This is a genomic window from Rhizobium lentis, assembly GCF_017352135.1.
GTDB lineage: Bacteria > Pseudomonadota > Alphaproteobacteria > Rhizobiales > Rhizobiaceae > Rhizobium > Rhizobium lentis.
The window spans coordinates 2,557,483-2,581,106 of sequence record NZ_CP071454.1 but is presented as its reverse complement, the minus strand read 5'-3'; the positions used below and the strand labels follow the sequence as shown (position 1 = coordinate 2,581,106).

Genomic DNA, 23,624 nt, shown 5'->3' with positions numbered 1-23,624 from the left:
GAGGCAGTCGCTGCCTGTGATCATTGAATGACCTCTATATAGGACATTTCATTGTGCATTGCAACATTTATTGTGCAGCGCACAAGTCGTTAACCCTATGGGCCGAAAGCACCCCACCGTTCTGGACCGGCATGCCGCCTGCAGTTATTAATAAGCCGTTAATTTAGAAGGCCGACAGCGACAAGGTTCGATCATGCCCGCAGTCCAGTATCCGTTCATCGATATCGCCGTGCATGCGCGGGTGCGGGAACGCTTTTCACGCGGCGAGGCGATGGTGCTGTTTTCGGCCGATCTTGCCCGCCTGCTCTGGGCAAACGGCGCAGGTGCGGAGCTTTTCGGTCATGCGGCGGTCTATGACCTGCTCGATCAGGGTGTCGATCGCACCGAGATCACCTTCCGCCAGCTGGAAACGGCGGCGCGTCAACTCACCGACGTCGGCGACAACCGCAGCCTGATGATCCGCGTCGCCAAGGGATTCCAGCGTGTCCAGGTGCAGGCGGCGGCCGAACTGATCCGGCTTTCATCAGGCGAGAAGGCCATACTGTTTTCCGTGCCGGTGTCGGCAAGGCCGCTCACGTCAGGCGCCTCGGCGGCCCAGATGCTGCAGGGGCTCGACGATCCCGACACCCATATGGCGGTGATCGGCGCCAATGGCGAGGTCATCGCGGCCTCGCCCGGTTTTGCCTCGCTCGCCATCTCCGGCGAGACCGCAAAGACCTTGATCAACCTCGCCGGCGCGCACCCCGATCGGCTGGTGAAGCGCCCAGTCGCTACCGGCCGGGGTTATCTCCCGGCCGCGGTCGGCAAGCTCAGCGACGAGCCGGCGCTCAATCTGCTCTTTGCCGTGGAGACCGCGATCGGTCATCTCGACCCGGTCGATGCGCCCATGCACGACGCAGTCGATGCACCCCCGCAGGCGGCTGACGCGCCCACGGGGGAAGAGAGCGCGCGGCCGTCCGAACGTCCCCCGGAAGCGGCGGCTGCAGCAACCGGCTTCGGCGAGATCGTCGAAGCGGTCGCGGGGATCGAAGAGGTCGAGGAGACGCTGGAGGCGATCGCCGACGAGAGGGAACAGCCGGCCGAGGCGGCTGCCACATCCGCAGAGGCGGCGGTTGCGGAGATGCCTCCGGCCGCAGACGAGGGGCCGAAGAGCGACGACGACGCGAGCCAGAGCAGCGCGGATGAGGCCGACGCTCCCGCAGAACCCGTCGATGACGGCACGATCCATTCCGCCGACGGGGCGGCGGCGGTGACGGTGATGGCGGAAACACCTGCCGAAGCCGGCGGCCCCACGCCCGTCGATGAGGCGTCGGAACTCATTCAGGAAGAACCGGCCATAGCAACAAACCCGGCTTCCGACGCGCCCCCTGCCCCGGTGCTTGCGCCGGAACCTGGTTTCGTGTTCAGGCCGAACAGCCGCGCCACGCGCTTCGTCTGGAAGATCGATGCAGAAGGCCGGTTCAACGAGGTCAGCCACGAATTTGCCGAGGCCGTTGGTCCGCATGCATCCGCCATCATCGGCTCTGCCTTCAGCGATATCGCCGCTCTCTTCAACCTCGACCCTGACGGCAAGATTTCCGAGGCGCTCGCCCGCCGCGACACATGGTCGGGCAAGACGATCCTCTGGCCGGTCGAAGGCACCAGCCTGGTCGTTCCCGTCGATCTCGCGGCACTGCCGACCTATACCCGCAACCGCGATTTCGACGGCTTCCGCGGCTTCGGCGTCGTCAGGCTTTCCGATGCGCAGGAAGATCCGCTGGCACTGGGCCTGACGCTCGGCCCGAACGGCATCGGCCATGATGCGGCGAGCCTCGGCCCAGCGGCCGAAGCCGTCACCGAACCGTCAGGCGGCATTGAAGCCCCACCCGAAGCGCCCTCGGCGGAACCGAGCGTAGCGGAGGAGATCAAGGACCAGACGCCAGCGACCTCCGACCCGACCGAGGAACAGGCCGGCTTCGAGCCGCCTGCCTTGGTGAGCGCCGCTGAAGAACCGCGCGACAGCTCCGACGCCGATGCCGATGCCGGTGAAGCGCCGGCGGCCGATGGCGCAGACGAGCCCCCGGCGCTTCGCATCGTCGAGGCGCCCAACCGCCGCTTTGCCGACAAGGTTGTGCAGTTGCACAGCACCGGCGCCGCATTGACGGCCGCCGAACAGGCGAATTTCCGCGAAATCGCCAAGCGTCTGGAAGCCTTCGGCGCCGGCAAGGAAGAAGCCGAAGCCCCGGCACCGACGGGAAGCGCCACCGAAACGGCGGCCTTCGAGGAAAGCGCCGAACCCGAAACCTTGGCGAGCGAAACGTTCGTTGCCGACACGGGCGATCCAGCTCCGGTCGAGGAGGTGGCGCCGCAGGAAGCAATTTTTGAGAACGCGGCTGAGGCGCTGCGCGAAGGCGACGCCGCTGAAGAGCCCGCCGCCACCGCCGAGGACGAGGCGACGGAAGGGCTCGAGGAGACGGTTAGCCAGATCGAGGTTCTCACCAGTTTCATCCCGCCGCGCGTGAAGATGACCGACGGGCTTTCGGCCGGAACGGTCGACCAATTACCCGTCGCGGTGCTGATCCATGTCGGCGATGCGTTGCTCCATGCCAATCCGGAATTCATGCGGCTGACGGGCTACCGCTCGCTCGACGCCTTGCGCGAGGTGGGCGGCATCGAAGCGCTGTTGCAGCGCCGCGAACTCGAGGAAAAGGCTGCGGGTTCCGGCACGATGATGCTCGTCAAGGCCGACGACAGGCTGGTGCCGGTGACCGCGCGGCTGCAATCCGTGCGCTGGGAAGACGCCAATGCCCTGATGCTGGCTCTGATGCCGGTAGAAGGCAAGGAGGATGGCCGCGGCGAAAACAACCGGTCCGAAGCGCGTCCCGAGCGGATGGTCGAGAAGGTCGCCAAGCTGCAGGTCGAGGTGGAGGAATTGCGATCGATCCTGGAAACGGCGACGGACGGCGTCGTCGTCATCGGCACCGAGGGCGACATTCGCTCGATGAACAGGTCGGCGAGCGCGCTGTTCAATTACGACGAGCAGGAGACGCGCGGCAAACCCTTCGTCATGCTGTTTGCCCATGAGAGCCAAAAAGCGGTCCTCGATTATCTCAACGGCCTCTCCGGCCACGGTGTCGCGAGCGTGCTGAACGACGGGCGCGAAGTGATCGGCCGCGAGGCCGCCGGCGGCTTCGTGCCGCTGTTCATGACGATGGGCCGGCTGACCTCCTCGAACGGCTATTGCGCCGTCATCCGCGATATCACCCAGTGGAAGCGCACCGAGGACGAACTGCGCAACGCCAAGGGCGCGGCCGAAACCGCCAATGCCCACAAGACCGATTTCCTCGCCCGCGTCAGCCACGAAATCCGCACGCCACTCAACGCCATCATCGGCTTTTCAGACATGATGGCGGGCGAGCGCTTCGGGCCGATCGGCCATCCCCGTTACATCGAATATGCCAATGATATCGGCCGCTCCGGCCGGCACGTCCTCGACATCGTCAACGATCTCCTCGACATCTCGAAGATCGAAGCGGGCGAGATGGATCTCGATTTTGCCGCCGTCGGCCTCAATGAGGCTGTCTCGGAGGCCGTCGCGCTGGTCCAGCCGCAGGCAAACAGCCAGCGCGTCATCATCCGCACGGCGCTCTCGCATGCGGTGCCCGACGTCGTGGCCGATCTGCGCTCGATCAAGCAGATCGCGCTCAACATCCTGTCGAACGCGATCCGCTTCACCCCGTCGGGCGGGCAGATCGTCGTTTCCACCTCCTACGAGGCAAATGGCAGCGTCGTGCTGAGGGTGCGCGACACCGGCATCGGCATGACGCGCGCCGAACTCGACCACGCGATGAAGCCGTTCCGCCAGGTCTCATCGACCCAGTCACGCCATCGCGGCGACGGCACCGGGCTCGGCCTGCCCCTGACCAAGGCGATGGTGGATGCCAACCGGGCGACATTCTCGATCAATTCGGCGCCGAATGAAGGCACGCTCGTCGAAATCACCTTCCCGTCGCAACGCGTGCTCGCCGGCTGATCCCATCAAAAGGCGACGGCCGCCTGAAACGCTGCACGGCACGCAAAAAAAGAGGCAGCCAGAGGCTGCCTTCAAATGGGTGCTGTTCAACAAGAGCTCAGTCGATCAACGTCATGTTTCGTAAGCCCGGAGGCTTCAGGCCGCCTCGTTCATGTGCGGCCCCCAAGTTGTTTCACCTTTGACGAACCTTTCTTAACGAAAGGTTTCCATGACAGGGGATTGCTGAATGGTGAAAGCTTGTAGTTTACGATTCCTTATCAGTCCTTCAGTTCACTCAAATTCGCGAAGAGACGCAGCGCCTCGGGGTTGGCAAGCGCCTCCTGGTTTTTCACCGGCCTGTTGTGAACGACCTCACGCACTGCAAGCTCGACGATCTTGCCGGATTTGGTGCGGGGAATATCGGCAACCGCGATAATCTTTGCCGGCACGTGCCGCGGCGAGGCGCCGGTGCGAATACGTGTCTTGATCGCCTTGATGAGATCTTCGGTCAGCGTCACGCCGGATGCCAGGCGGACGAAGAGCACGACACGCACGTCGTCGTCCCACTCCTGGCCTATGCACAGCGCCTCGGCCACCTCGTCCATCTGTTCCACCTGATTGTAGATCTCGGCCGTGCCGATGCGCACGCCGCCGGGGTTGAGCGTCGCATCCGAGCGGCCGTGAATGACAAGGCCGCCATGCGCCGTCCATTCAGCAAAATCGCCGTGGCACCAGACATTGTCGAACCGGTCGAAATAGGCGGCGCGATATTTGGCCCCATCAGGGTCGTTCCAGAACATGACCGGCATGGAGGGGAAGGCCTTGGTGCAGACAAGTTCGCCCTTTTCCCCGCGCACGGGCTTGCCGTCATCGTTCCAGACGTCGACCGCAAGGCCGAGGCCCGGACCCTGGATTTCGCCGCGCCAGACCGGCTGCAGCGGGTTGCCGAGCACAAAGCAAGAGACGATATCGGTGCCGCCTGAGATCGAGGCGAGTTGCATGTCCTCCTTGATGCCCTCATAGACGAAGGTGAAACCCTCGGGCGACAGCGGCGAACCGGTGGAGGTCATCAGCCGGAGGTTTGAGAGGTCGTGGCTTTTGCGCGGCGTCAGCCCGCTCTTGCGCACCGCATCGATATATTTCGCCGAGGTGCCGAAGATCGCGAATTTTTCCGCCTCGGCATAGTCGAACAGCACATTGCCGTCAGGGGCGAAGGGCGAGCCGTCGAACAGGCAGAGCGTGGCGCCGCTGGCGAGCCCGCTGACCAGCCAGTTCCACATCATCCAGCCGCAGGTGGTGAAGTAGAAGAGCTTCTCGCCCGCCTGAAGGCCGCAATGCAGCCGCTGCTCCTTGAGGTGCTGCAGCAGCGTGCCGCCGGCCGAATGCACGATGCATTTCGGCACACCTGTCGTGCCTGAGGAAAAGAGGATGTAGAGCGGATGGGCGAAGGCCAGCGGCGTGAACGCGATCTCCTTGGCCTCATAGGGTGCAACCAAGGCGTCCAACGTCGAAGCCCCGGGCGTCCTGCTCGCCACCGCCTCGGCATCACCGGCATAGTGGACAATGATCGTGGGGACACCGAGGCTTTTCGCCACCGCGGCAACCTTCGGACCGACATCCTGCAGCTTGCCGGAATACCAGTAGGCATCGCAGGCGATGAAAAGCCGCGGGCCGATCTGGCCGAAACGGTCGAGCACGCCCTGCTCGCCGAAATCGGGAGAGCAGGATGACCAGATGGCGCCGATCGAGGCGGCGGCCAGCATGGCGGCGACGGTCTCCGGCATGTTCGGCATCATGGCGGCGATGCGGTCGCCCTTGCCGATGCCACGGGCTGCGAAGGCCTGCTGCAGCCTCGAGACCAGCGCGCGCAGCCGATCCCATGACCAGCGGTCCTCAACCCTGTCCTCGCCGCGGAAGAGGATGGCATCACCCGCGCCGCGGCCGGGCAGCAGGTTTTCGGCAAAGTTGAGCGTGGCATCGGGAAAAAAGCGGGCTCCCAGCATGCTGTCGCCGTCGACGAGCACCCTAGCGCCGCGCTCTCCCTTCACGCCGCAGAAATCCCACACGCTCGGCCAGAACTTCTCCCGCTCGGCCACCGACCATGCGTGCAGATCCTCAAAGCCTGCAAGCGAAAGACCGTATTCAGCATTGCAGCGCTCGATGAAGGCATGGATCGGGCTTGTTGCGACGGTCTCGGCCGAAGGCACCCAAAGTGGTTTGCTGTCCTGCATTCATTCCTCCTCCCCAATGCCGCCTTTATATCATGCTGCATTGCATTATAAAGTGCGCGACCGCCCGATCCCAAGCCTAAACGCGTCGCATAAATCGGATTCATGCGACGCGGTTCAGCGCTTCACTTTTCGGATGTCGTTGCGGCGAAACCGCGTCACACTTGCAGTCAACGTGCATTGGGTTTGCATAGGCCTGATATTTGATATATCGGGCGAAATCAGCGCACAATCGGCAGAGATCATGGGTACGTTTCGACATCGCAGGTGGCGCAGGAAGATCGGATCCGTTTCGCGCTGGCTTCCGGCCTTCGCCCGTGTCTCGACTGTGCTCCTGCTGATTGCGCTTGGGCTGTTCGTGGCTCTGAGGGTCGCAGCGCCCTATCTCATCACGACCGGCTTCGTGCGATCCGGCATTGAGGACGCCCTGTCGAAATGGACCGGTTATCACGCCGAGATCAAGGGCAGCCCGGTTCTCGAATTCTGGCCGACGCCGCGCATTACGATCAACCAGATCACCATTCGCCAGCCGCGCGAAAGCGGCGACAAGCTGCTCGGCCGCATTGAAAGCCTGTCGGCCGATTTCAGCCTCATCGACGCACTGAGGGGGCGGACGAGCTTCCACGAATTCCACCTGCTGCGTCCCAATCTTGCACTGACGCGTGACGAGAAAGGGCTGATCGACTGGAGTTACGCCGGCCTGCTTGCCCGCGCGATCAGCGGCGTGCGTTATGAAAATGGTGCCGAAGTGCTCGATCGCGATCTCGATGCCGAGATCGGTGCGGTGACCGTCGAGGACGGCACGCTTGTCGTCACCGACATCAGGAGCGCCAGGACCTACCATTTCGACAGCGTCACGGCCGACATCGCCTGGCCTCGGCTGTCGGGCGCGATCTCGGCCGTCGTCATCGCCCGCATCAACGGCGTGGACCTGAAGGTCGATTTCGCCTCGCGCCAGCCGCTGCTCGCCTTTGCCGGCAAGAGCGCCGAGACGCGGACCTCGCTGACGTCGAACCTGCTGACGGCCCGTTTCCAAGGGGTCGCCAGCATCGCCAGCCTTTCGGCCCTTTCCGGCAATATCGCCGTCAGCATTCCCGATGTGCCTGCGCTTCTGACATGGTCGGGCAGATCGATCCCCGGCGTCGGGACGCTGAAGAGCGCCTCGCTGGACTCCGACATCATGTCGTCAGGCAGCGGGCTGCGTTTCAACGATCTCAGCCTCTCGCTGAACGATGCGAGCGCCACCGGCGTAATGGACCTTTCGACCCAACCCGGCAGACGGCCGAAAATCGGCGGCACGCTTGCCTTCGACCAGATGAATCTCAAGCCGTTCCTCGACGCCTTCGCGCTGAGGCTTGCAGCCGGCGAGGCCGAGGAAATCTCCGCCGCCACGGCCGAACCGCTGCAGCTGCTCGACGTCGACGTCAGGCTTTCGGCGCGACGCGCGCAGATGGGCCTCTTCGAGCTTTCCGATGTCGGCGCCAGCATGATTGTTTCAGGCGGCGAGGCGAAGTTCGATATCGGCGACAGCCAGTTCGAAGGCGGCGAAATGACCGCGCATCTGGAAGCGACGCGGCGCGATTTCGACGGCGGCGGCAAGTTGCAGCTGTCGATCCGCGACGCCGACTTCGCCGGCCTTGCCGAGCGCCTGCAGCTCAAGGGGCCGCTGCCGCTCGCGACGGGATCGCTCGATCTCGACCTGCGGTCGCCGAAAGCGATCTGGACCACCGGCCTTGCCGACGTCACCGGCAGGCTCCGCTTCTGGACGAGAGAAGGCACGATCCCGGGTATCGACGTGGCGGCGCTCCGGACCGAGGCGGCCGAAAAGCCGTTCTTCCCGCTGAGCGCGGCGGCAAGCGGCGCCTTCACCTTCAACCGACTGGACCTTCAGGCCGACTTCGCCAACGGCTCCGCCGAAATCCACGACGCCCTTATCGTCGGACCGGCGCAGACGCTGGCTCTGTCCGGCATGATCACCTATCAATCGAACGGGCTGGCGCTGTCCGGATCGCTGGAGGCAACCGATCCGGCCAAGGCGGCAGAGCTGCCGCTTCTGCCGTTCTTCATCGGCGGCTCCTGGCCGAACCCGGTCGTCTCACCGGTTCCGCATTTTGGCGCGATGCCCCACGCACGGTAGATCAGGCGGTCGCCGCCGCCGCCCGCTCATCGCGCTCGCGCTGCACTTCGCGCCGCTTGGTGATGATCGAGGCGCAAATGACGCCGACTGCGACGATGGCGATCAGGATCGTGCAGATCGCATTGATCTCAGGCGTCACGCCGAGGCGCACCTGGCTATAGATCTTCATCGGCAGCGTGGTTGCGCCAGGGCCGGAGGTGAAGCTTGCGATCACGAGGTCATCCAGCGACAGGGTAAAGGCCAGGATCCAGCCAGAAAACACCGCGGGCGAGATGATCGGCAGCGTGATCTCGAAGAAGGTCCGAACCGGCGGCGCGCCCAGATCCTGGGCTGCCTCCTCGATCGACTGATCGAAGCTCAGCAGCCGCGACTGCACGACGACGGCAACGAAACACATGGTCAGCGTGGTATGGGCCAGCGTGATCGTCCAGAAGCCGCGATCGAAGCCGATCGCCACGAAGAGCAGCAGAAGCGACAGGCCGGTAATGACTTCGGGCATGACGAGCGGTGCATAGACCATGCCTGAAAAGAGCATGCGGCCGCGGAAGCGCGTGTAGCGCACCAGCGTCAGCGCCGCCATGGTGCCGAGGATGGTCGCGAAGGTGGCCGACAGCAGACCGACACGGATCGTCACCCAGGCTGCATCGAGCAGCGCCTGGTTCGACAGCAGCGAGACATACCACTTGGTGGAAAAGCCGCCCCAGACGGTCACCAGCTTCGACTCGTTGAAGGAAAAGACCACCAGCAGCACGATTGGCAGGTATAGGAAGGCAAAGCCGAGCATCACGGAGATGATGTTGAAACGGGTCCATCTCAGCATGCTTATTTCCCCCGCTCTTCGGCTTTGGCCTGCGCATTCTGGAAGAAGACGATCGGGATCACCAGGATCATGAGCAGGATCGTTGCGACCGCCGAGGACACCGGCCAGTCCCTGTTGGCATTGAATTCGTTCCAGAGCGTCTTGCCAATCATCAGCGTCTGCGAACCGCCGAGAAGATCGGGGATGACGAATTCACCGACTGCAGGGATGAAGACCAGCATGCAGCCGGCCACCACACCGGGGATCGACAGCGGGAACGTGACGCGCCAGAAGGCCTGGATCGGCGTGCAGCCGAGATCCTGGGCCGCCTCGATCAGCGTGCCGTCCATTTTTTCGAGTGCCGAATAGAGCGGCAGCACCATGAAGGGCAGGTAGGAATAGACGATGCCGATATAGACGGCCGTCGTGGTATTGAGGATGATCAATGGGCTGTCGATGATATGCAGCGACAGAAGAAGCTGGTTCAGCAACCCCTCCGGCTTCAGGATGGCGATCCAGGAATAGACGCGGATCAGGAAGCTCGTCCAGAACGGCAGGATCACGAGCATCAGCAGCGTCGGGCGGATGCTCCGCGGAGCCTGCGCCATGCCATAGGCGATCGGATAGGCGATCAGCAACATCAGGAAGGTCGAAATCGCCGCGATGACGACGCTCGACAGATAGGCGTTGAAATAGAGCGGATCATCGATGAGATAGCCGTAATTGTCCCAGGAGAAGGTTGCGACCTTGCTCCAGAAACCGCTCCAGCCATCGGCCAATGAGAAGACCGGCTCGTAAGGCGGTATGGCGATCGCCGTCGTCGACAGCGAGATGCGGAAAACGATGAAGAACGGGGCAAGAAAGAAAAGCAGCAGCCAGGCATAGGGAATGATAATGACGAGGCGGCTATAGAACCGTGATGCGAAGGTTTCCATGGCTCAATCCTTCAGCAGCACGCCGCCATTCTCATCGAACGAAACCCAGACGTCCTGATCATAGGTAAAAGGGTCGTCGACGGAACGCTGCGCGTTGAGGGAAGAGGCTCTGACGAATTTGCCGCTCGGCAGCTTGATGTGGAAGACGGTCATGTCGCCGAGATAGCCGATATCCCAGATCTCCCCCTTGGCTGTATTGACCGAGGCGTTCGCGGGTGCTGCGCGCGTCACACGGATCTTTTCCGGGCGGATGGCAAAACCGACCGAATTGCCGACGGCCGGCGTCTCGGTGGCGGCGCTGCGGATCGTGAAGCCGCTTTCGACTGATATCTCGACTGCGCCGTCTCCCGACGCGGTCACCTTGCCGTCGAAGATATTCACGTCGCCGATGAAGTCCGCAACGAAGCGGCTATTCGGCGCCTCGTAGATTTCGGCGGGCGTTGCCACCTGCACCACCTTGCCGTGGCTCATGACTGCGATGCGGTCGGCCATGGTCATCGCCTCCTCCTGGTCATGAGTGACCACGACGAAGGTGAGGCCGAGACTTTGCTGCAGATCCATCAGCTCGAACTGGGTTTCCTCGCGCAGCTTCTTGTCGAGCGCACCGAGCGGCTCGTCGAGCAGCAACACTTTCGGGCGCTTGGCGAGCGAACGGGCGAGCGCGACGCGCTGGCGCTGGCCGCCGGAGAGCTGGTTCGGTTTTCGCGAAGCAAACTGCTCGAGCTTTACCAGCTTCAGCATCTGGGCGACGCGCTCGGTCATTTCGTCCTTCGGCATGCCATCCTGCTTCAGGCCGAAGGCGATGTTCTTCTCGACCGTCATGTGCGGGAAAAGCGCGTAGGACTGAAACATCATGTTGACCGGTCGCTGATAGGGCGGCGTGCCGGCGAGATCGGTGCCGTCGAGAACGATCTCTCCCGACGTCGGCTGCTCGAATCCAGCGAGCATGCGCAGCAGCGTCGACTTTCCGCAACCGGACGCCCCGAGCAGCGCGAAGAACTCGCGGTGATAGATATTCAGCGACAGGTCATTGACGGCGGTAAAATTGCCGAAGCGCTTGGTGACATTCTTGAAGGCGATGAAAGGTTTTGCGGACGGATCGGTCCAGGGTGCGAATGCGCGGCGGATATTGCCCAAAGATTTCATAATATTCCCCGAGAACATAAGTTTTCAGCCGGCCTCCACCCCGGGCCGGTAATTGAAAGGCCCGGACGTTTCCGTCCGGGCCTGGCATCGACTTACTGGCCGGTAACGACCTTCGTCCAGATCCGCGTCGCCGTGCGCTGGGTCTTCGGGTCCCACGGCTTGACGGTGAAGAGATTCTTCATCACCTCCTCCGTCGGATAGACAGCCGGATCCTCCAGCACTTCCTTGCTGACGAACTGCTGCGAGGCCTTGTTGCCATTGGCATAGAAGGTGTGGTCGCTCGCCTTGGCGATGACCTCGGGTTTCATCATATAGTTCAAGAACTCATGCGCTTCGGCTACGTGCTTGGCATCAGCGGGGATCGCCATCATGTCGAACCACATCTGAGCGCCCTGCACGGGGATCGAATAGTTGACCTCGACATTGTTCTTGGCTTCGGCGGCGCGGTCGCGGGCCTGCAGCATATCGCCGGAAAAGCCGAAGGCGATGCAGATATCACCATTGGCAAGGGCGTTGATGTATTCGGAGGAGTGGAACTTGCGGATATAGGGGCGGACCGCCGTCAGCAGTTCCTCGACCTTCTTGAAATCCTCGGCCTTGGTGGAGTTGGGATCAAGGCCCAAATATCTGAGAGCCGTGGTCATGACGTCCTTCGGCGAGTCGAGCACGTAGATGCCGCAGTCCTTGAACTTTTCGGCGACCTTCGGGTCGAAGATCACTTCGAGACCCGGCTTCGCATCCGGCCCGAGGATTTCGGCAACCTTCTTGACGTTGTAGCCGATGCCGTCAGTGCCCCACATGTAGTCGACCGCGTATTCGTTGCCCGGATCATAGGCAGCGGTCCGCTGCTGGATCACGTCCCACATGTTGGTCAGGTTCGGCAGCTTCGACTTGTCGAGTTTCTGGAAGACGCCGGCCTGGATCTGGCGCTGCAGGAAGTCGGCCGTGGGAACGACGACGTCATAACCGGTGCCGCCGGCAAGCAGCTTGGTTTCCACGGTCTCGTTCGAATCGAAGGTGTCGTAGACGACCTTGATGCCGGTTTCCTTGGTGAAATCGGCAAGGATGCTGTCGTCGATATAATCCGACCAGTTGTAGACATTGACGACACGCTCCTGCGCAACGGCCGGCGCGGCGGAAAGGAGCGCGGCGACGGCGACCGCCGTCACGCTTGCGATGGTTGACCTCATGACTTCTCCTGTTTGTTCAAAGAGCCCGCAATCCGGACAGCTTTTCCCTCTGGTTTTGTCCGCAGACTAAGAAGGAATTTCTAAGCCCACAAGCGCAAAAACTGCGTCCCCAATCATTTCACAATCACTGGAAGTCGAAGGCGCTGAGGCCCGCCACCATCTCGTCGAGCCCGAGCGGCCGCGTTACCGGCGGCTCTGCGCGGGAAAGGCAGCCGCGCCGCTCGCAGAGCCGACAGGCCGGACCGATCGCAACCGGATCGAGCGCTGTCGCCTGCCCGTAGACCAGTCCGTCCGCCAGGGCGGCATCGCAGCCGATCAGAATCGCGGTTCGCCGGATCCTTTCACCGAATTCGACGCTCGGCCCCTCCAGGGTGCGGGCGACCGTCAAGAAGGATGTGCCATCCGGCATGACGACCGTCTCGGCGAGGATCTGGCCCGGCTGCAGGAAGGCGGCGTGAATATTGAGCTTCGGACAGTCGCCACCGAAACGGGCCTGCGGAAAGCCCTGGGCGCCGGCTCGCCGCAACCGGTGGCCCGCGGCATCGATCTCGACCAGAAAGAAGGGGATGGCTGCCGCCCCCGGGCGCTGCAGCATCGTCAGACGCATGGCGGCATGGCCGAAAGAGACGCCGAAACGCGAACGAAGAATATCGATGTCGTAACGCGTCGCCTTGGCCGCCGAAAGAAAGGCCTCATAAGGCATTGCCAGCGCCAGAGCCGCAATGCGGGCAAGCTCGAAACGGGCAATGCGGTGCGCCTCGGCGGAGGAAAACGAGAGATCGTTGAGCTCGGCATCGATGGCCGGCCGCAATGCAAGGGTGGCGGCTTCGACAGCGATCTCGTGCGCACGATCGGCCGGGGACAACCGTTCCGAAATGAAAAGCCGCATCGAATGACGATCAAAACGGCGGCGCAAATCCGGCATGACGTGCACGGGCAGGATGCGCACCGCAATGCCGCGCTCGGCGCGCAGCCAGTCCTTCAGCCCCGCAGCAAGATCAAGGCCGCCGGGCAACGTTGCGGCGAAGGCTTCCGCCGCGGCCTCTATCCGTCCGAAATAGCCCGGTCTGCGCTCCAGCGTCTCGCGCAGTTCGTCCAGCGGCAACCGGCCGGCGGCGACGGGCGCATGCCCCTCGGCAGCCATCAGCGCCGTCAGATCCGACAGCCGTGCCGCCTGCTCGCGATAGGCACGATAGAGCTTGATCATGCCGCTGGCGGCATTCGGCGCCGCCTCCGCCACCTCGACCAGTTCCTGATCGCCGGGCAGCTCGCCCGAAAGCAGCGGATCTGCGAAGACTTCCTTGAGCTGGCCGAGACTGCCGCCGGTCTGGCCCCGCAACTCCTCCAGATCAACCCGATAGACCGCCGCGAGCTTCAACAGGAGCTGGACCGTCAACGGCCGCTGGTTGCGCTCGATCAGGTTCAGGTAGGAGGGCGAAATCTCCAGCGCCTCGGCCATGGCGGTCTGCGTCAGCGCCAGCGCATTGCGGATGCGCCGCAATTTCGGACCCGCGAATATCTTCCGTTCCGCCATGTCACACCTTTGACAAAGACCATGAGCGTTTTATTTACAAAATTTTACAAATTCACAGCGCCCCTCTGTCAATCCTCGCCATCTTAACCTCTTTCCCAGGCGAAAATCAAAGGTTTTTCCTGGCTATACCACGCGAAATTGTCAATCTTGTCATCCATCCACCCGATGACGGTTTTCAGCAAGGAGAGCAGCATGACCGATTTTTACAAGCTTGTCCGAAACGCACCAGCAGGTCGCTTCGACGGCATAGAGAGGCCCTACTCGGCCGAGGACGTGCAGCGGCTCAGAGGCTCGGTAGCGCTCACCCATACGCTCGCCGAAATGGGGGCGGACCGGCTGTGGCGGCTGATACACCAGGAGGACTTCGTCAATGCGCTCGGCGCGCTCTCCGGCAACCAGGCAATGCAGATGGTGCGCGCCGGGCTGAAGGCGATCTATCTGTCCGGCTGGCAGGTGGCTGCCGACGCCAATACGGCATCGGCAATGTATCCCGACCAGTCGCTGTATCCCGCCAATGCCGGGCCGGAGCTTGCCAAGCGCATCAATCGCACGCTGCAGCGCGCCGATCAGATCGAGACATCAGAAGGCAACGGGCTTTCCGTCGAGACTTGGTTTGCGCCGATCGTTGCCGATGCGGAAGCCGGTTTCGGCGGGCCGCTCAACGCTTTCGAGATCATGAAGGCCTATATCGAGGCCGGTGCTGCGGGTGTCCATTTCGAGGACCAGCTCGCTTCGGAGAAGAAATGCGGCCATCTCGGCGGCAAGGTGCTGATCCCGACGGCCGCCCATATCCGCAATCTCGACGCTGCCCGGCTTGCCGCCGACGTCATGGGCGTGGCGACATTGGTCATCGCCCGCACCGATGCGGAAGCGGCAAAACTCCTGACATCCGATATCGATGAGCGCGACCAGCCCTTCGTCGATTACGATGCCGGACGCACGGTCGAAGGCTTCTACCAGGTCAGAAACGGCATCGAACCGTGCATTGCGCGCGCTGTCGCCTATGCGCCGCATTGCGACCTGATCTGGTGCGAGACCTCCAAGCCGGATCTCGAGCAGGCGCGCCGTTTTGCCGAGGGCGTCCACAAAGTCCATCCCGGCAAGCTGCTCGCCTATAATTGCTCGCCGTCATTCAACTGGAAGAAAAACCTCGACGAGGCGACCATCGCAAGGTTCCAGCGCGAGCTCGGCGCGATGGGCTACAAGTTCCAGTTCATCACGCTCGCCGGCTTCCATCAGCTGAACTACGGCATGTACGAACTGGCGCGCGGCTACAGGCAGCGACAGATGTCGGCCTATTCCGAGCTGCAGCAGGCCGAATTCGCCGCGGAGGTCAACGGCTATACCGCAACCAAACATCAGCGCGAGGTCGGCACCGGCTATTTCGACGCCGTGTCGCTCGCCATCACCGGCGGCCGGTCTTCGACCACCGCAATGCACGATTCAACCGAACATGCGCAGTTCAAGCCGGCTGCGGAATGAACCGAAGAGGAGGATAAGACCATGGCATCCATCGCACGCGTCCGGGAACGGGCCGAGGAGCAGGCAAGTAGCATGAATGAGGATCAGCAGACGATGATCCGCATGCTCGCCAACGATCTGCACCGGCTGAACCAGTCCGTCATGAAAGCCGTCGAGGCCGGCGTCTCGGTCGAGCTGGTGCGCTCGGCCCGTCATCACGGCGGCGACGGCAATTGGGGCGACCTGCTCATTCCGGTCGTTCTCACCAACCGGCATTGACGGCACAACCGACGCGGCCCGGCGACATCGGACCGCGCCATCGATCAGAGCGCCCGCGCCTCCGAGACTGCGCGGGCGCCTTATCGTCTCGCATCCGCGCCGAATGCCGCAGGCGTCAGCCGCGGCTCGGCCGTTTTCCGGCGAAGAGATCGGCATAGCTTCGGATGAGCTTGATCATGCGGTCGGCAACTGTCCGGATCTCAGGGCGATGACGGTCTTCGGCATTCATGACGATCCATTGACGGTGGCGCAATTCCGGCAATTCACCGCCCTGGCGCTGCAATTCCGGATGGAGATCGCCGACGAAACAGGGAAGCACGGTCTTGCCGGCGCCGGCACGCACCAAATCCGGCAGCGAACGCGGCCGATTGACGGTGGCGACGATGTCAGCGGCGGCGTGGGCGTGCGGCCAACGCAGATAGGCTGATATCGCCTCCTCCTCGCCGACGGCAATCCAGCGCTCGTCGGTCTCGGCCGCGTTGCGTCTGACATAGACGGCATAAGCCACCTCGCCGAGCTGGCGCGCTGCCAGATTGGCTTCCTCCGGCTCGAAGGCGCGAATGCCGATATCGCTCTCGCGATAGGCAAGACTTGCCCGCGCCTCGCCGATGGTGAGGGAGACGGCGAAGGCATCGCCCGGCGTGCGGATCGCGGCGAAATTTTCCGTCAGGAGCCACGCGAGCCAGGTGCCGGCGGTGATCCTCACGGTCGTGCCGCCCCCAGCGGATTGCCGCCAGGCCTCGACCTTGCGGGCGGCGGCCTCCATGTCCTGGAGGTGATCGAGCAGCGCCTGGCCATCCTGCGTCAGGCGATATCCGGTCTGGCTGCGCGAAAACAGGGTCCGGCCGACCTCCTGTTCGAGATCGAGCATGCGCCGGCCGATGGTCGCGGGGCTGAGTCCGCTTGCGGCACCCGCCCCCGTCAAGCCGCCGAGCCGGGCGACCTGCAGGAAAAGCTGATAGGAATCCCAGTTTGCGTTTTTCATCGGTGAAAAACATAACGGGGATTTCTCTGTTTATGAAGAGAAATTCGATGCCTAAATCGTGAGATGTCTTAAAGCGAAAGGACATCCCCATGATCGACTTGATCACCGTCGCAGCCGTGCATGGATTTCGCCCCCTTCGCCGCCCGAGCGGCAGCGAGGCGGACGAGGATCAATTCTATGCCGAGTTCGGAGAGAGCAGCGTCGTTCGTTTCGCCGCCTGGCTGACGTCGCTCGACCTTATTCTCAGACGCGCCGCATCGAAACGAACGCGCCGCAACGTTGCGGGGCAGTCCTGCGGCAGTCGCTGCCGGGCTCCTCAGGCGACTTTTCTTGTGCCGAGGTGAGCAGCGGCGGGTTCTGCGCCGATGCGGAAACGCTCGATCAGCGCCATCAGCGTATCGGCCTCGCCGGCCAGCAGGCGGCTTGCCTGCGTGGTCTCGGCAACCATCGACGCGTTCTTCTGGGTCATCTGGTCCATGGCGTTGACCGAACCGTTGACCTCCTGCAACGCGGCCGACTGATCGCGGCTGGCCGTGGCGATGGTCTCGACGTGGCCGCTGATCGAGATGATCTCCTGGCTGATCGAGGCAAGGACGCTGCCGGTCTTCTGGACGAGTTCGGACCCTGCCGTCACTTCCCGGCTCGACGTCTCGATCAGCGACTTGATCTCGCGCGCCGCATCGGCCGAGCGCTGGGCGAGTTCGCGGACTTCCTGCGCGACGACCGCGAAGCCCTTGCCGGCCTCGCCCGCGCGCGCCGCCTCGATGCCGGCATTCAGCGCCAGAAGATTGGTCTGGAAGGCGATGTCGTCGATCACCTCGATGATTTGCTCGATCCGCTGCGAGGCCTCTTCGATACGCTCCATGGCGGCGACAGCATCGCCGACCACGGTGCCGGAATTGTCCGCCGTCCTTTTGGTCGCGGCGACGACGTTGTTGGCTTCGCGAGCCCGCTCGGCGGAGGAGCGAACCGTGACGGTAATCTCCTCCACCGCGGCGGCGGTCTCTTCCAGGCTCGCCGCCTGCGCCTCGGTGCGTTTCGAAAGCTCATCGGCGGAGGCCGAAACGGCGCTGCTGTTGCGCTGGATCGTCGAGGCGCTGTCGCGAATGCCGGACAGCGTATCCTGGAGCCGCAGCAGGGAGGCGTTGAAATCGACGCGCAGCTGCTCCAGCCGGCCGACGAAGGGCGTGCCGATCGTCTGCGAGACATCACCCTGGGACAGACGTCCGAGGCCGGCCGCAAGCTGGCTGACGGCAAAATCGATCTGGCTGTCGAGCGAGCGCTTATCTGCATCGTTGCGGGCGCGTTCGGCGTCACTCGAGGCGCGCTGCGCGACTGCTTCACTTTCCAGATCGCGCCTGGCCTTGGCGCTGTCACGGAACAGCGCCAGGGCCCGGCCGATATCGCCGAACTCGTTTTTCTTCTCAAGACAGGGGATCGTCCCATCGAGATCGTCCGCGGAAATCGAATGCACGCTCGCGGTCAGCGCCTGCAAAGGTTTTACCGACAGGCGGATCGCATAGTAGGCGACAACACCGACGATCAGCATGACAATGGCGCCGACGCCGAGAACGAGGATCTGCAGCTCATTCAGGCGCTGGTAATAGACCTCCATCGGAATGCCGATGAAGAGAATGCCGACGTTGGCGTTCGACGCGTTCTTGATCGGGAAGTAACCGGTGATGAACTGGCGGCCGAAAAGCACCGCCGGGCCGTAATAGGCCTCGCCTTTGGCAAGAACCGGTTGGGCGGGGTGTTCGGCTGCGAGCTTGGTGCCGACGGCGCGGTCGCCGTTTTCCTTCTTGACGTTTGTGGAGATGCGGACGTAGTCGCCGCCCTGCTTCTGGAAGATCGTCGCAACACCGGCAATCGACTGCGCCGTGCGGTCGACCAGCGAATGATCGGCAAGGGCCGGAACGGTGTCCTCCGTCACGGCGGAGAGCTGATTGTCCTTCAGCTCGACCTTTGCCGCCTGATCGGCCGCGCCGTAAAGAACGGCCATGGCGCGGGCAGCTTCCTTGGCGTCGGCGACCGCCCCGTCCATGACATGATTGCTCAGATTGTAATAGGTCACGCCGACGATGGCGGCCGTGCTGATCGCCAGCAGAAACAGCGTGATCGCGACGATCTGGCGGACGATAGACGTAGAGAAAAGGCGCAGCATCAAAACCCCCGACGGCAATGAGGGCTAAATTAGAGGAAAAGCGTTAAGGAAAATTTTCCGTAAATCTGGTTGGCGGCAATATTCACCGGTGTTGTTTTCGGGTGTTTTTTTATTGTCCCGGCGGGATAGAGGAACAGCTCCATTACTGCCCGTTTGCGCGGATGGCTGCCCCTCACCCTAGCCCTCTCCCCGCTCGCGGGGAGAGGGGACGTGCCCCGCGAGAGGTGAGTGAGGAACCGAGAGGTTGCGGCCATCCCCCTTCGCCCCGCGAGCGGGGAGAAGGTGGCGGCAGCCGGATGAGGGGCGAAGCGGCGATCTTCTTGGCCGGATGTCCACGACCCCAACACATGAAAACGGCCCCGGAAAGTCCAGGGCCGTTCGCGTAAAGACGGAGTCGGTCGACGATCAGGCGGCGCGGTAAACCTGCGCTTCGGCCGCCTCGCCGTCGATCTTGAACTGCTGGATCAGGCGGCGCAGCGCGTCGGCCTCGTCGGCCAGTTCGCGGCTGGCAGCGGTCGTCTCCTCGACCATGGCGGCGTTCTTCTGCGTCATCTGGTCCATCTGGTTGACCGTCGAGTTGACGCTTTGCAGCGCGTTGGACTGGTCGTGGCTGGCGCGGGCGATCATCTCGACATGCTGGCTGATCGTGACGATCTGGGCGCTGATCTTGGCAAGCACCGTGCCGGTCTCCTGGACGAACTGCGAGCCGGAGCTGACCTCGCTGGTCGACTTGTTGATCAGGCCCTTGATCTCCTGCGCGGCGGCGGCGGAACGCTGGGCGAGTTCACGGACTTCCATGGCGACGACCGCAAAGCCCTTGCCGGCCTCGCCGGCACGCGCCGCCTCGATGCCGGCGTTGAGCGCCAGCAGGTTGGTCTGGAAGGCAATCTCGTCGATGACGCCGATGATCTGTTCGATCTGGCGCGCGGCATCCTCGATGCGGCCCATCGCGTCGATCGCATTGTTGACGACGACGGCGGAATCATCGGCGCTGCGCTTGGCCTGGCGGACGATCTGGTCGGCATCCTTGGCGCGTTCGGCCGACGAGCGGACGGTGACGGTGATCTGATCGACGGCGGCGGCGGTCTCTTCGAGCGAGGCAGCCTGCTGCTCGGTGCGCTTGGAGAGATCCTCGGCCGACTGGGCCATCTGGTTGCCGTTACCCTGGATCAATTCGACATTGTCGCGGATCTGGCTCATCGTCGCCTGCAGGCGCAGCATCGACCCATTGAAGTCCTGGCGCAGCTGCTCGAGGCGGCCGATGAAAGGCGTTTCGATCGTCGTCGAGATGTCGCCCTGCGACATGCGTTCGAGGCCGGCGGCAAGCGCGTTGACCGCGAATTCGATCTGGCGGTCCATCTCCCGCTTTTCGGCGTCGTTGCGCTGGCGCTCGTGTTCGGCGGCAGCACGTTCCTCATCGCTCTGCTCCTCGATGCGGATCTTCGAGATCGCATTTTCCTTGAAGATGCCAAGCGCCCGGGCCATGTCGCCGATTTCATCGTAGCGCTGCTCGCCTGTTATGCTGGTGTCCAGAGCGCCTTCGGCGATGCGGCGCATGGCGGCGGTAATCTGGCTGATCGGCCGCTGCAAGGTCAGCACCAGGGCGATGCCGCCGAGGATCGACAGGAGGATGCCGAGGCCGGTGGTCAGGACCGAGATGCTGTTTGCCTGGGTGCGCTCGGTGCCGGCCGTCTGCTTCTGCAGCTCGGCGAAATTGGTCAGCTTCGTCCAGATCTGGTCGAGCTCCTGGCGAGCGGCGGCATAGGCCGTGACGCGCTCGCCGATCGTATCGACGATCTTCGAGCCGCCGCTCGAAATGGCGTCGAGTGCCGGCTGGATGGCGCCGTATATGCCTTCGGCAAAGCCCATGCCCTTGGCGCTGGTGGTCAGCACCTGCATGTCCTTGCCGAGCGTGCCGGCCTGCTGCTGCAGGCGCACAAGATTATCCTTGCTGGAGTTGGCGAGGAAATCGGACAGGACGATCTGCAGCGCATAGACGGAATTTTCCAGGCGCCGGGTATCCTGAAGGACGGAGTTGGTCTGGGCGATGCGGCCTTCGAGCTCGGCGAAACGCTGGGTCGCTTCGCGCATCTTCTGCGTCGCGGTCAGCTGCGTATAGGTCGAAGTCTGGCGGAAGCGGGAAACGAGACGGCCAAGTTCGGCGACGTTCTCGTCGGTCGGATTGGGCATCTGGGCGATCGCCTTGATGCTGTCGATGGTCGCGGCCAACGCGTCGACGACGTTCTTCTGATTGGTCGGAACCGAAATGGCGATCAGACGCTGGGATTTGACGATCTCCGGCATCTGTTCATTGATGAAGGCAATCTTGTCCTGCGGCGTCTGCGGCTTGCTGTAGCCGCTGGCGACGGTGCCGAGGAAATCGCCGCCCTTGAGCAGGCGATCGGCCGTACGAAGGGTGACGGTGGCGGCGCTCTCGTCGCGCTGGAGCGCGGTCTGCAATTCCTCGGCCTGGTAGGAGACAGTGAAGCGGGTGCTGATCAGGCTCTTCTGCGCCGCGTCGATCTGCTCGTGCAGCGCCTGTTCCTGCTCATGCAGGCCCCAGAGCTTGTCGACGACGCCCGAAATGTCCTTGGTGCGGCTCGACGCTTCCGCGAGGCTGTCGCGGCCTGCCGCCTGTTCGCCGACCTGGTCGAGCGTCTGATCGAGCACGCCCTGCTGTGTCTTCAGATCCGCCAGCAGCTTGTCGCGCGCCTGCTGGCTGGTGATGCGCAGAAAGTCGTCCATCGAACCGTAAAGATCCTTGAACCCGCTCAGCGACTGCAGCACGCTGTTGGAGATTTCCATGCGGCCCTGGAGAAGCCCGGATGCGTAAAGGCCTGTCAGGCCCACCGCCGAGATGGTGACGACAAAGGGCAGAACGAAGATCAAAACCTTCGTCTTGATCCTGAAGCGGGAAAGAATCTTATCAATCAACATGACGTTCCGGGCCTTTCATACACTACTCCTCCCGCGGGCAGCCGTAAGGCGCGCCAGCCGAGTGCACATCGAGCTATTCAATTTTCATTGGGGAACCCGGAGGCCAGGCGGCAGTCATTGCCAGTTCATGTCCAAGCAGACTTGGAAATGCCCAAATAATCGCGGGCAATTGTGTCAGATTAGATATTAATTTTCAGATAAGCGGTGATGGCGGCTTAAGCCAAGGCGGTGAAATAACTACAAATTATGCATTGAGCGGCCGTCGTGTCGCGATCGGGGGCCGGCAAGGTTGCTTTCAGGCGCGCGGGAAGGATCAGATGAGGTGGGCGAGCAGCAGTGCCAGGCTGGCGGCGGTCGCGCCGGCTGCGAGCATCAGGTATCGCAGGGCGTTTATCCGGGCGTCAGGTTTTGCCTGGGTGATTGCGATGGCGCGGGCGCGTCGTGCGTTTCTGGTCATATTCGAAACCTCACTCTTATGACACAACAGTCCAACAAAACGGCTTGCCGGTAAAGCTTAATTTGGGAAAAGCTTTGCGATCCGGCAATTGAGACAGGATGGCGCACCTCTCTTAAGAAGTCTTGAATCGATGTATATTTCTATGCGTATTCGCCGGCAGCATAGCCGGAAGCCCAGGCCCATTGAAAATTATAGCCGCCGAGCCAGCCGGTGACGTCGACGCATTCGCCGATGAAATAGAGGCCGGGAACGGCCTTTGCCTCCATGCTGCGGGAATCGAGCGCCGCCGTGTCGATGCCGCCGAGCGTCACTTCGGCGGTGCGATAGCCTTCCGAGCCGGAAGGTTTGACGATCCAGTTCTGGGCGCTGTCGGCAAGGCGCAGAAGCGTCCGGTCGGGCAGATCGGCCATATTGCCGGCGATATTCTCCCTCTCGACGAGAAACTGCGCCAGCCGCTTCGGCAGAATCTGGCCTAGCGCCGTCTGCGCCGACTGGCGGCCGTTCATCTGCTTTGCCGTCTTCAGCTGCGCGGCGACATCGATATCCGGTTCGACCGCAACGACGATCTCGTCGCCTTCCCGCCAGTAGGAGGAGATTTGCAGGATCGCGGGCCCGCTGAGGCCGCGATGGGTAAAGAGCAGCGCTTCGCGGAAGGCGGTCCTGCCATGGCGGATTTCGGCCGGGGCGGAAATGCCGGACAGCGGCGCGATGGCTTCGAGCAGGCCGGGATCGAGTGTCAGCGGCACGAGGCCGGGGCGGGTTTCGAGCACGGCGAGGCCGAATTGCTCGGCAAGGCGATAGGCAAGGCCAGTGGCGCCCATCTTCGGAATGGATTTGCCGCCGGTCGCGATGATGAGAGACGATGCTTCATAGGCTACCTCGCCGGTGGAGACGCGGAAGCCCGCCGCCATCCGTTCGACGCCTGATATTTCGGTGCCGAGATGCAGGACCGCGCCAGCGGTGCGCATCTCATCCAGCAGCATGCGGATGATGTCCTTGGCGCTATCGTCGCAGAAGAGCTGGCCCAGCGTCTTTTCGTGCCAGGCAATGCCATGCCGGTCGACCATGGCGATGAAATCGGCAGGCGTGAAGCGGGCGAGCGCCGACTTGCAGAAATGCGGATTGGCGGAGAGAAAATTCTTCGGCCCGGCATGGATATTCGTGAAATTGCAGCGGCCGCCGCCCGATATGCGGATCTTCTCACCCGGCGCCCTCGCATGATCGAGAACGACGACCGAACGGCCGCGTTTTCCGGCGCGAATGGCCGCCATCATGCCCGCCGCCCCGGCGCCGATAACGATGACGTCGCTTTTGCGCTGCAAACCCGTTTCCCCGATCAAAAGTCGCGCCTTCTTTTTCCATCAAAGGACGAAAGTCAACG

16 protein-coding genes are annotated in these 23,624 nt (G+C 62.8%); 5 read left to right on the top strand and 11 right to left on the bottom strand.

Annotation, left to right across the window (positions count from 1 at the left end; all coding sequences use genetic code 11):
• Positions 1-193 precede the first annotated feature (193 nt).
• Positions 194-4,012, top strand: a complete 3,819-nt coding sequence (locus tag J0663_RS12410) for an ATP-binding protein (protein WP_207240630.1) — start codon at positions 194-196, stop codon at positions 4,010-4,012.
• Between the two features lie 257 nt (positions 4,013-4,269).
• Here J0663_RS12410 and J0663_RS12405 read toward each other — a convergent pair whose 3' ends face one another.
• Positions 4,270-6,222, bottom strand: coding sequence for an acetoacetate--CoA ligase (locus tag J0663_RS12405; protein WP_207240629.1), 1,953 nt, complete (start codon positions 6,220-6,222; stop codon positions 4,270-4,272).
• Between the two features lie 241 nt (positions 6,223-6,463).
• On the opposite strand from J0663_RS12405, the gene J0663_RS12400 reads away from it, so the two are divergent.
• On the top strand, positions 6,464-8,356 hold the full coding sequence (locus J0663_RS12400) for an AsmA family protein (RefSeq protein WP_207240628.1): 1,893 nt from the start codon (positions 6,464-6,466) through the stop codon (positions 8,354-8,356).
• A 1-nt stretch (position 8,357) separates the two neighbouring features.
• On the opposite strand, the gene J0663_RS12395 is transcribed toward J0663_RS12400, so the two are convergent.
• The 5 genes from J0663_RS12395 to J0663_RS12375 form a co-directional block, all read right to left on the bottom strand.
• Positions 8,358-9,176: an ABC transporter permease gene (locus J0663_RS12395; protein ID WP_207240627.1), complete on the bottom strand. Its 819-nt coding sequence runs from the start codon at positions 9,174-9,176 to the stop codon at positions 8,358-8,360.
• 2 nt (positions 9,177-9,178) lie between these two features.
• Entirely contained in the window at positions 9,179-10,090 is a 912-nt protein-coding gene (locus J0663_RS12390) for an ABC transporter permease subunit (protein ID WP_207240626.1), read from the bottom strand.
• A gap of 3 nt (positions 10,091-10,093) precedes the next feature.
• Positions 10,094-11,236: an ABC transporter ATP-binding protein gene (locus J0663_RS12385; protein WP_207240625.1), complete on the bottom strand. Its 1,143-nt coding sequence runs from the start codon at positions 11,234-11,236 to the stop codon at positions 10,094-10,096.
• A 92-nt stretch (positions 11,237-11,328) separates the two neighbouring features.
• Positions 11,329-12,426 (bottom strand): polyamine ABC transporter substrate-binding protein, encoded by a 1,098-nt coding sequence (locus J0663_RS12380; protein ID WP_207240624.1) that lies wholly within the window; start codon positions 12,424-12,426, stop codon positions 11,329-11,331.
• A gap of 124 nt (positions 12,427-12,550) precedes the next feature.
• The gene (locus J0663_RS12375) at positions 12,551-13,960 is read right to left on the bottom strand and encodes a helix-turn-helix domain-containing protein (protein WP_207240623.1); all 1,410 of its coding nucleotides are present in this window, start codon (positions 13,958-13,960) and stop codon (positions 12,551-12,553) included.
• A gap of 192 nt (positions 13,961-14,152) precedes the next feature.
• Here J0663_RS12375 and aceA point away from each other — a divergent pair, with 192 nt between their 5' ends.
• Both aceA and J0663_RS12365 read left to right on the top strand, forming a co-directional pair.
• Positions 14,153-15,442, top strand: a complete 1,290-nt coding sequence (aceA, locus tag J0663_RS12370) for an isocitrate lyase (RefSeq protein WP_207240622.1) — start codon at positions 14,153-14,155, stop codon at positions 15,440-15,442.
• 21 nt (positions 15,443-15,463) lie between these two features.
• On the top strand, positions 15,464-15,700 hold the full coding sequence (locus J0663_RS12365) for an SMc00767 family acetate metabolism repressor (protein ID WP_207240621.1): 237 nt from the start codon (positions 15,464-15,466) through the stop codon (positions 15,698-15,700).
• 115 nt (positions 15,701-15,815) lie between these two features.
• Here the strand turns inward: J0663_RS12365 and J0663_RS12360 are convergent, their stop codons facing one another.
• Positions 15,816-16,685 (bottom strand): LysR family transcriptional regulator, encoded by an 870-nt coding sequence (locus J0663_RS12360; RefSeq protein ID WP_207240620.1) that lies wholly within the window; start codon positions 16,683-16,685, stop codon positions 15,816-15,818.
• A gap of 89 nt (positions 16,686-16,774) precedes the next feature.
• Here J0663_RS12360 and J0663_RS12355 point away from each other — a divergent pair, with 89 nt between their 5' ends.
• A complete protein-coding gene (locus tag J0663_RS12355) occupies positions 16,775-17,029 on the top strand; it encodes a hypothetical protein (protein WP_207240619.1) in 255 nt (84 codons plus the stop codon).
• Here the strand turns inward: J0663_RS12355 and J0663_RS12350 are convergent.
• The 4 genes from J0663_RS12350 to J0663_RS12335 all read right to left on the bottom strand — a co-directional run bounded on the left by J0663_RS12350 (position 17,002) and on the right by J0663_RS12335 (position 23,583).
• On the bottom strand, positions 17,002-18,849 hold the full coding sequence (locus J0663_RS12350) for a methyl-accepting chemotaxis protein (protein WP_207240618.1): 1,848 nt from the start codon (positions 18,847-18,849) through the stop codon (positions 17,002-17,004). The two genes, J0663_RS12355 and J0663_RS12350, sit on opposite strands and share 28 nt — an antisense overlap.
• A gap of 405 nt (positions 18,850-19,254) precedes the next feature.
• The gene (locus J0663_RS12345; protein ID WP_207240617.1) at positions 19,255-21,786 is read right to left on the bottom strand and encodes a methyl-accepting chemotaxis protein; all 2,532 of its coding nucleotides are present in this window, start codon (positions 21,784-21,786) and stop codon (positions 19,255-19,257) included.
• A 313-nt stretch (positions 21,787-22,099) separates the two neighbouring features.
• Complete coding sequence (locus tag J0663_RS12340; protein ID WP_207240616.1) at positions 22,100-22,243, bottom strand: hypothetical protein; 144 nt, start codon at positions 22,241-22,243, stop codon at positions 22,100-22,102.
• 140 nt (positions 22,244-22,383) lie between these two features.
• Complete coding sequence (locus J0663_RS12335) at positions 22,384-23,583, bottom strand: BaiN/RdsA family NAD(P)/FAD-dependent oxidoreductase (protein WP_207240615.1); 1,200 nt, start codon at positions 23,581-23,583, stop codon at positions 22,384-22,386.
• Positions 23,584-23,624: the final 41 nt, after the last annotated feature.

What these genes read in the sequence shown, in the direction of transcription:
- J0663_RS12410 (WP_207240630.1), top strand. Translation starts at nt 194, where the DNA reads ATGCCCGCAGTCCAGTATCCGTTCATCGATATCGCCGTGCATGCGCGG.
- J0663_RS12405 (WP_207240629.1), bottom strand. Translation starts at nt 6,222, where the DNA reads ATGCAGGACAGCAAACCACTTTGGGTGCCTTCGGCCGAGACCGTCGCA.
- J0663_RS12400 (WP_207240628.1), top strand. Translation starts at nt 6,464, where the DNA reads ATGGGTACGTTTCGACATCGCAGGTGGCGCAGGAAGATCGGATCCGTT.
- J0663_RS12395 (WP_207240627.1), bottom strand. Translation starts at nt 9,176, where the DNA reads ATGCTGAGATGGACCCGTTTCAACATCATCTCCGTGATGCTCGGCTTT.
- J0663_RS12390 (WP_207240626.1), bottom strand. Translation starts at nt 10,090, where the DNA reads ATGGAAACCTTCGCATCACGGTTCTATAGCCGCCTCGTCATTATCATT.
- J0663_RS12385 (WP_207240625.1), bottom strand. Translation starts at nt 11,236, where the DNA reads ATGAAATCTTTGGGCAATATCCGCCGCGCATTCGCACCCTGGACCGAT.
- J0663_RS12380 (WP_207240624.1), bottom strand. Translation starts at nt 12,426, where the DNA reads ATGAGGTCAACCATCGCAAGCGTGACGGCGGTCGCCGTCGCCGCGCTC.
- J0663_RS12375 (WP_207240623.1), bottom strand. Translation starts at nt 13,960, where the DNA reads ATGGCGGAACGGAAGATATTCGCGGGTCCGAAATTGCGGCGCATCCGC.
- aceA (WP_207240622.1), top strand. Translation starts at nt 14,153, where the DNA reads ATGACCGATTTTTACAAGCTTGTCCGAAACGCACCAGCAGGTCGCTTC.
- J0663_RS12365 (WP_207240621.1), top strand. Translation starts at nt 15,464, where the DNA reads ATGGCATCCATCGCACGCGTCCGGGAACGGGCCGAGGAGCAGGCAAGT.
- J0663_RS12360 (WP_207240620.1), bottom strand. Translation starts at nt 16,685, where the DNA reads ATGAAAAACGCAAACTGGGATTCCTATCAGCTTTTCCTGCAGGTCGCC.
- J0663_RS12355 (WP_207240619.1), top strand. Translation starts at nt 16,775, where the DNA reads ATGATCGACTTGATCACCGTCGCAGCCGTGCATGGATTTCGCCCCCTT.
- J0663_RS12350 (WP_207240618.1), bottom strand. Translation starts at nt 18,849, where the DNA reads ATGCTGCGCCTTTTCTCTACGTCTATCGTCCGCCAGATCGTCGCGATC.
- J0663_RS12345 (WP_207240617.1), bottom strand. Translation starts at nt 21,786, where the DNA reads ATGTTGATTGATAAGATTCTTTCCCGCTTCAGGATCAAGACGAAGGTT.
- J0663_RS12340 (WP_207240616.1), bottom strand. Translation starts at nt 22,243, where the DNA reads ATGACCAGAAACGCACGACGCGCCCGCGCCATCGCAATCACCCAGGCA.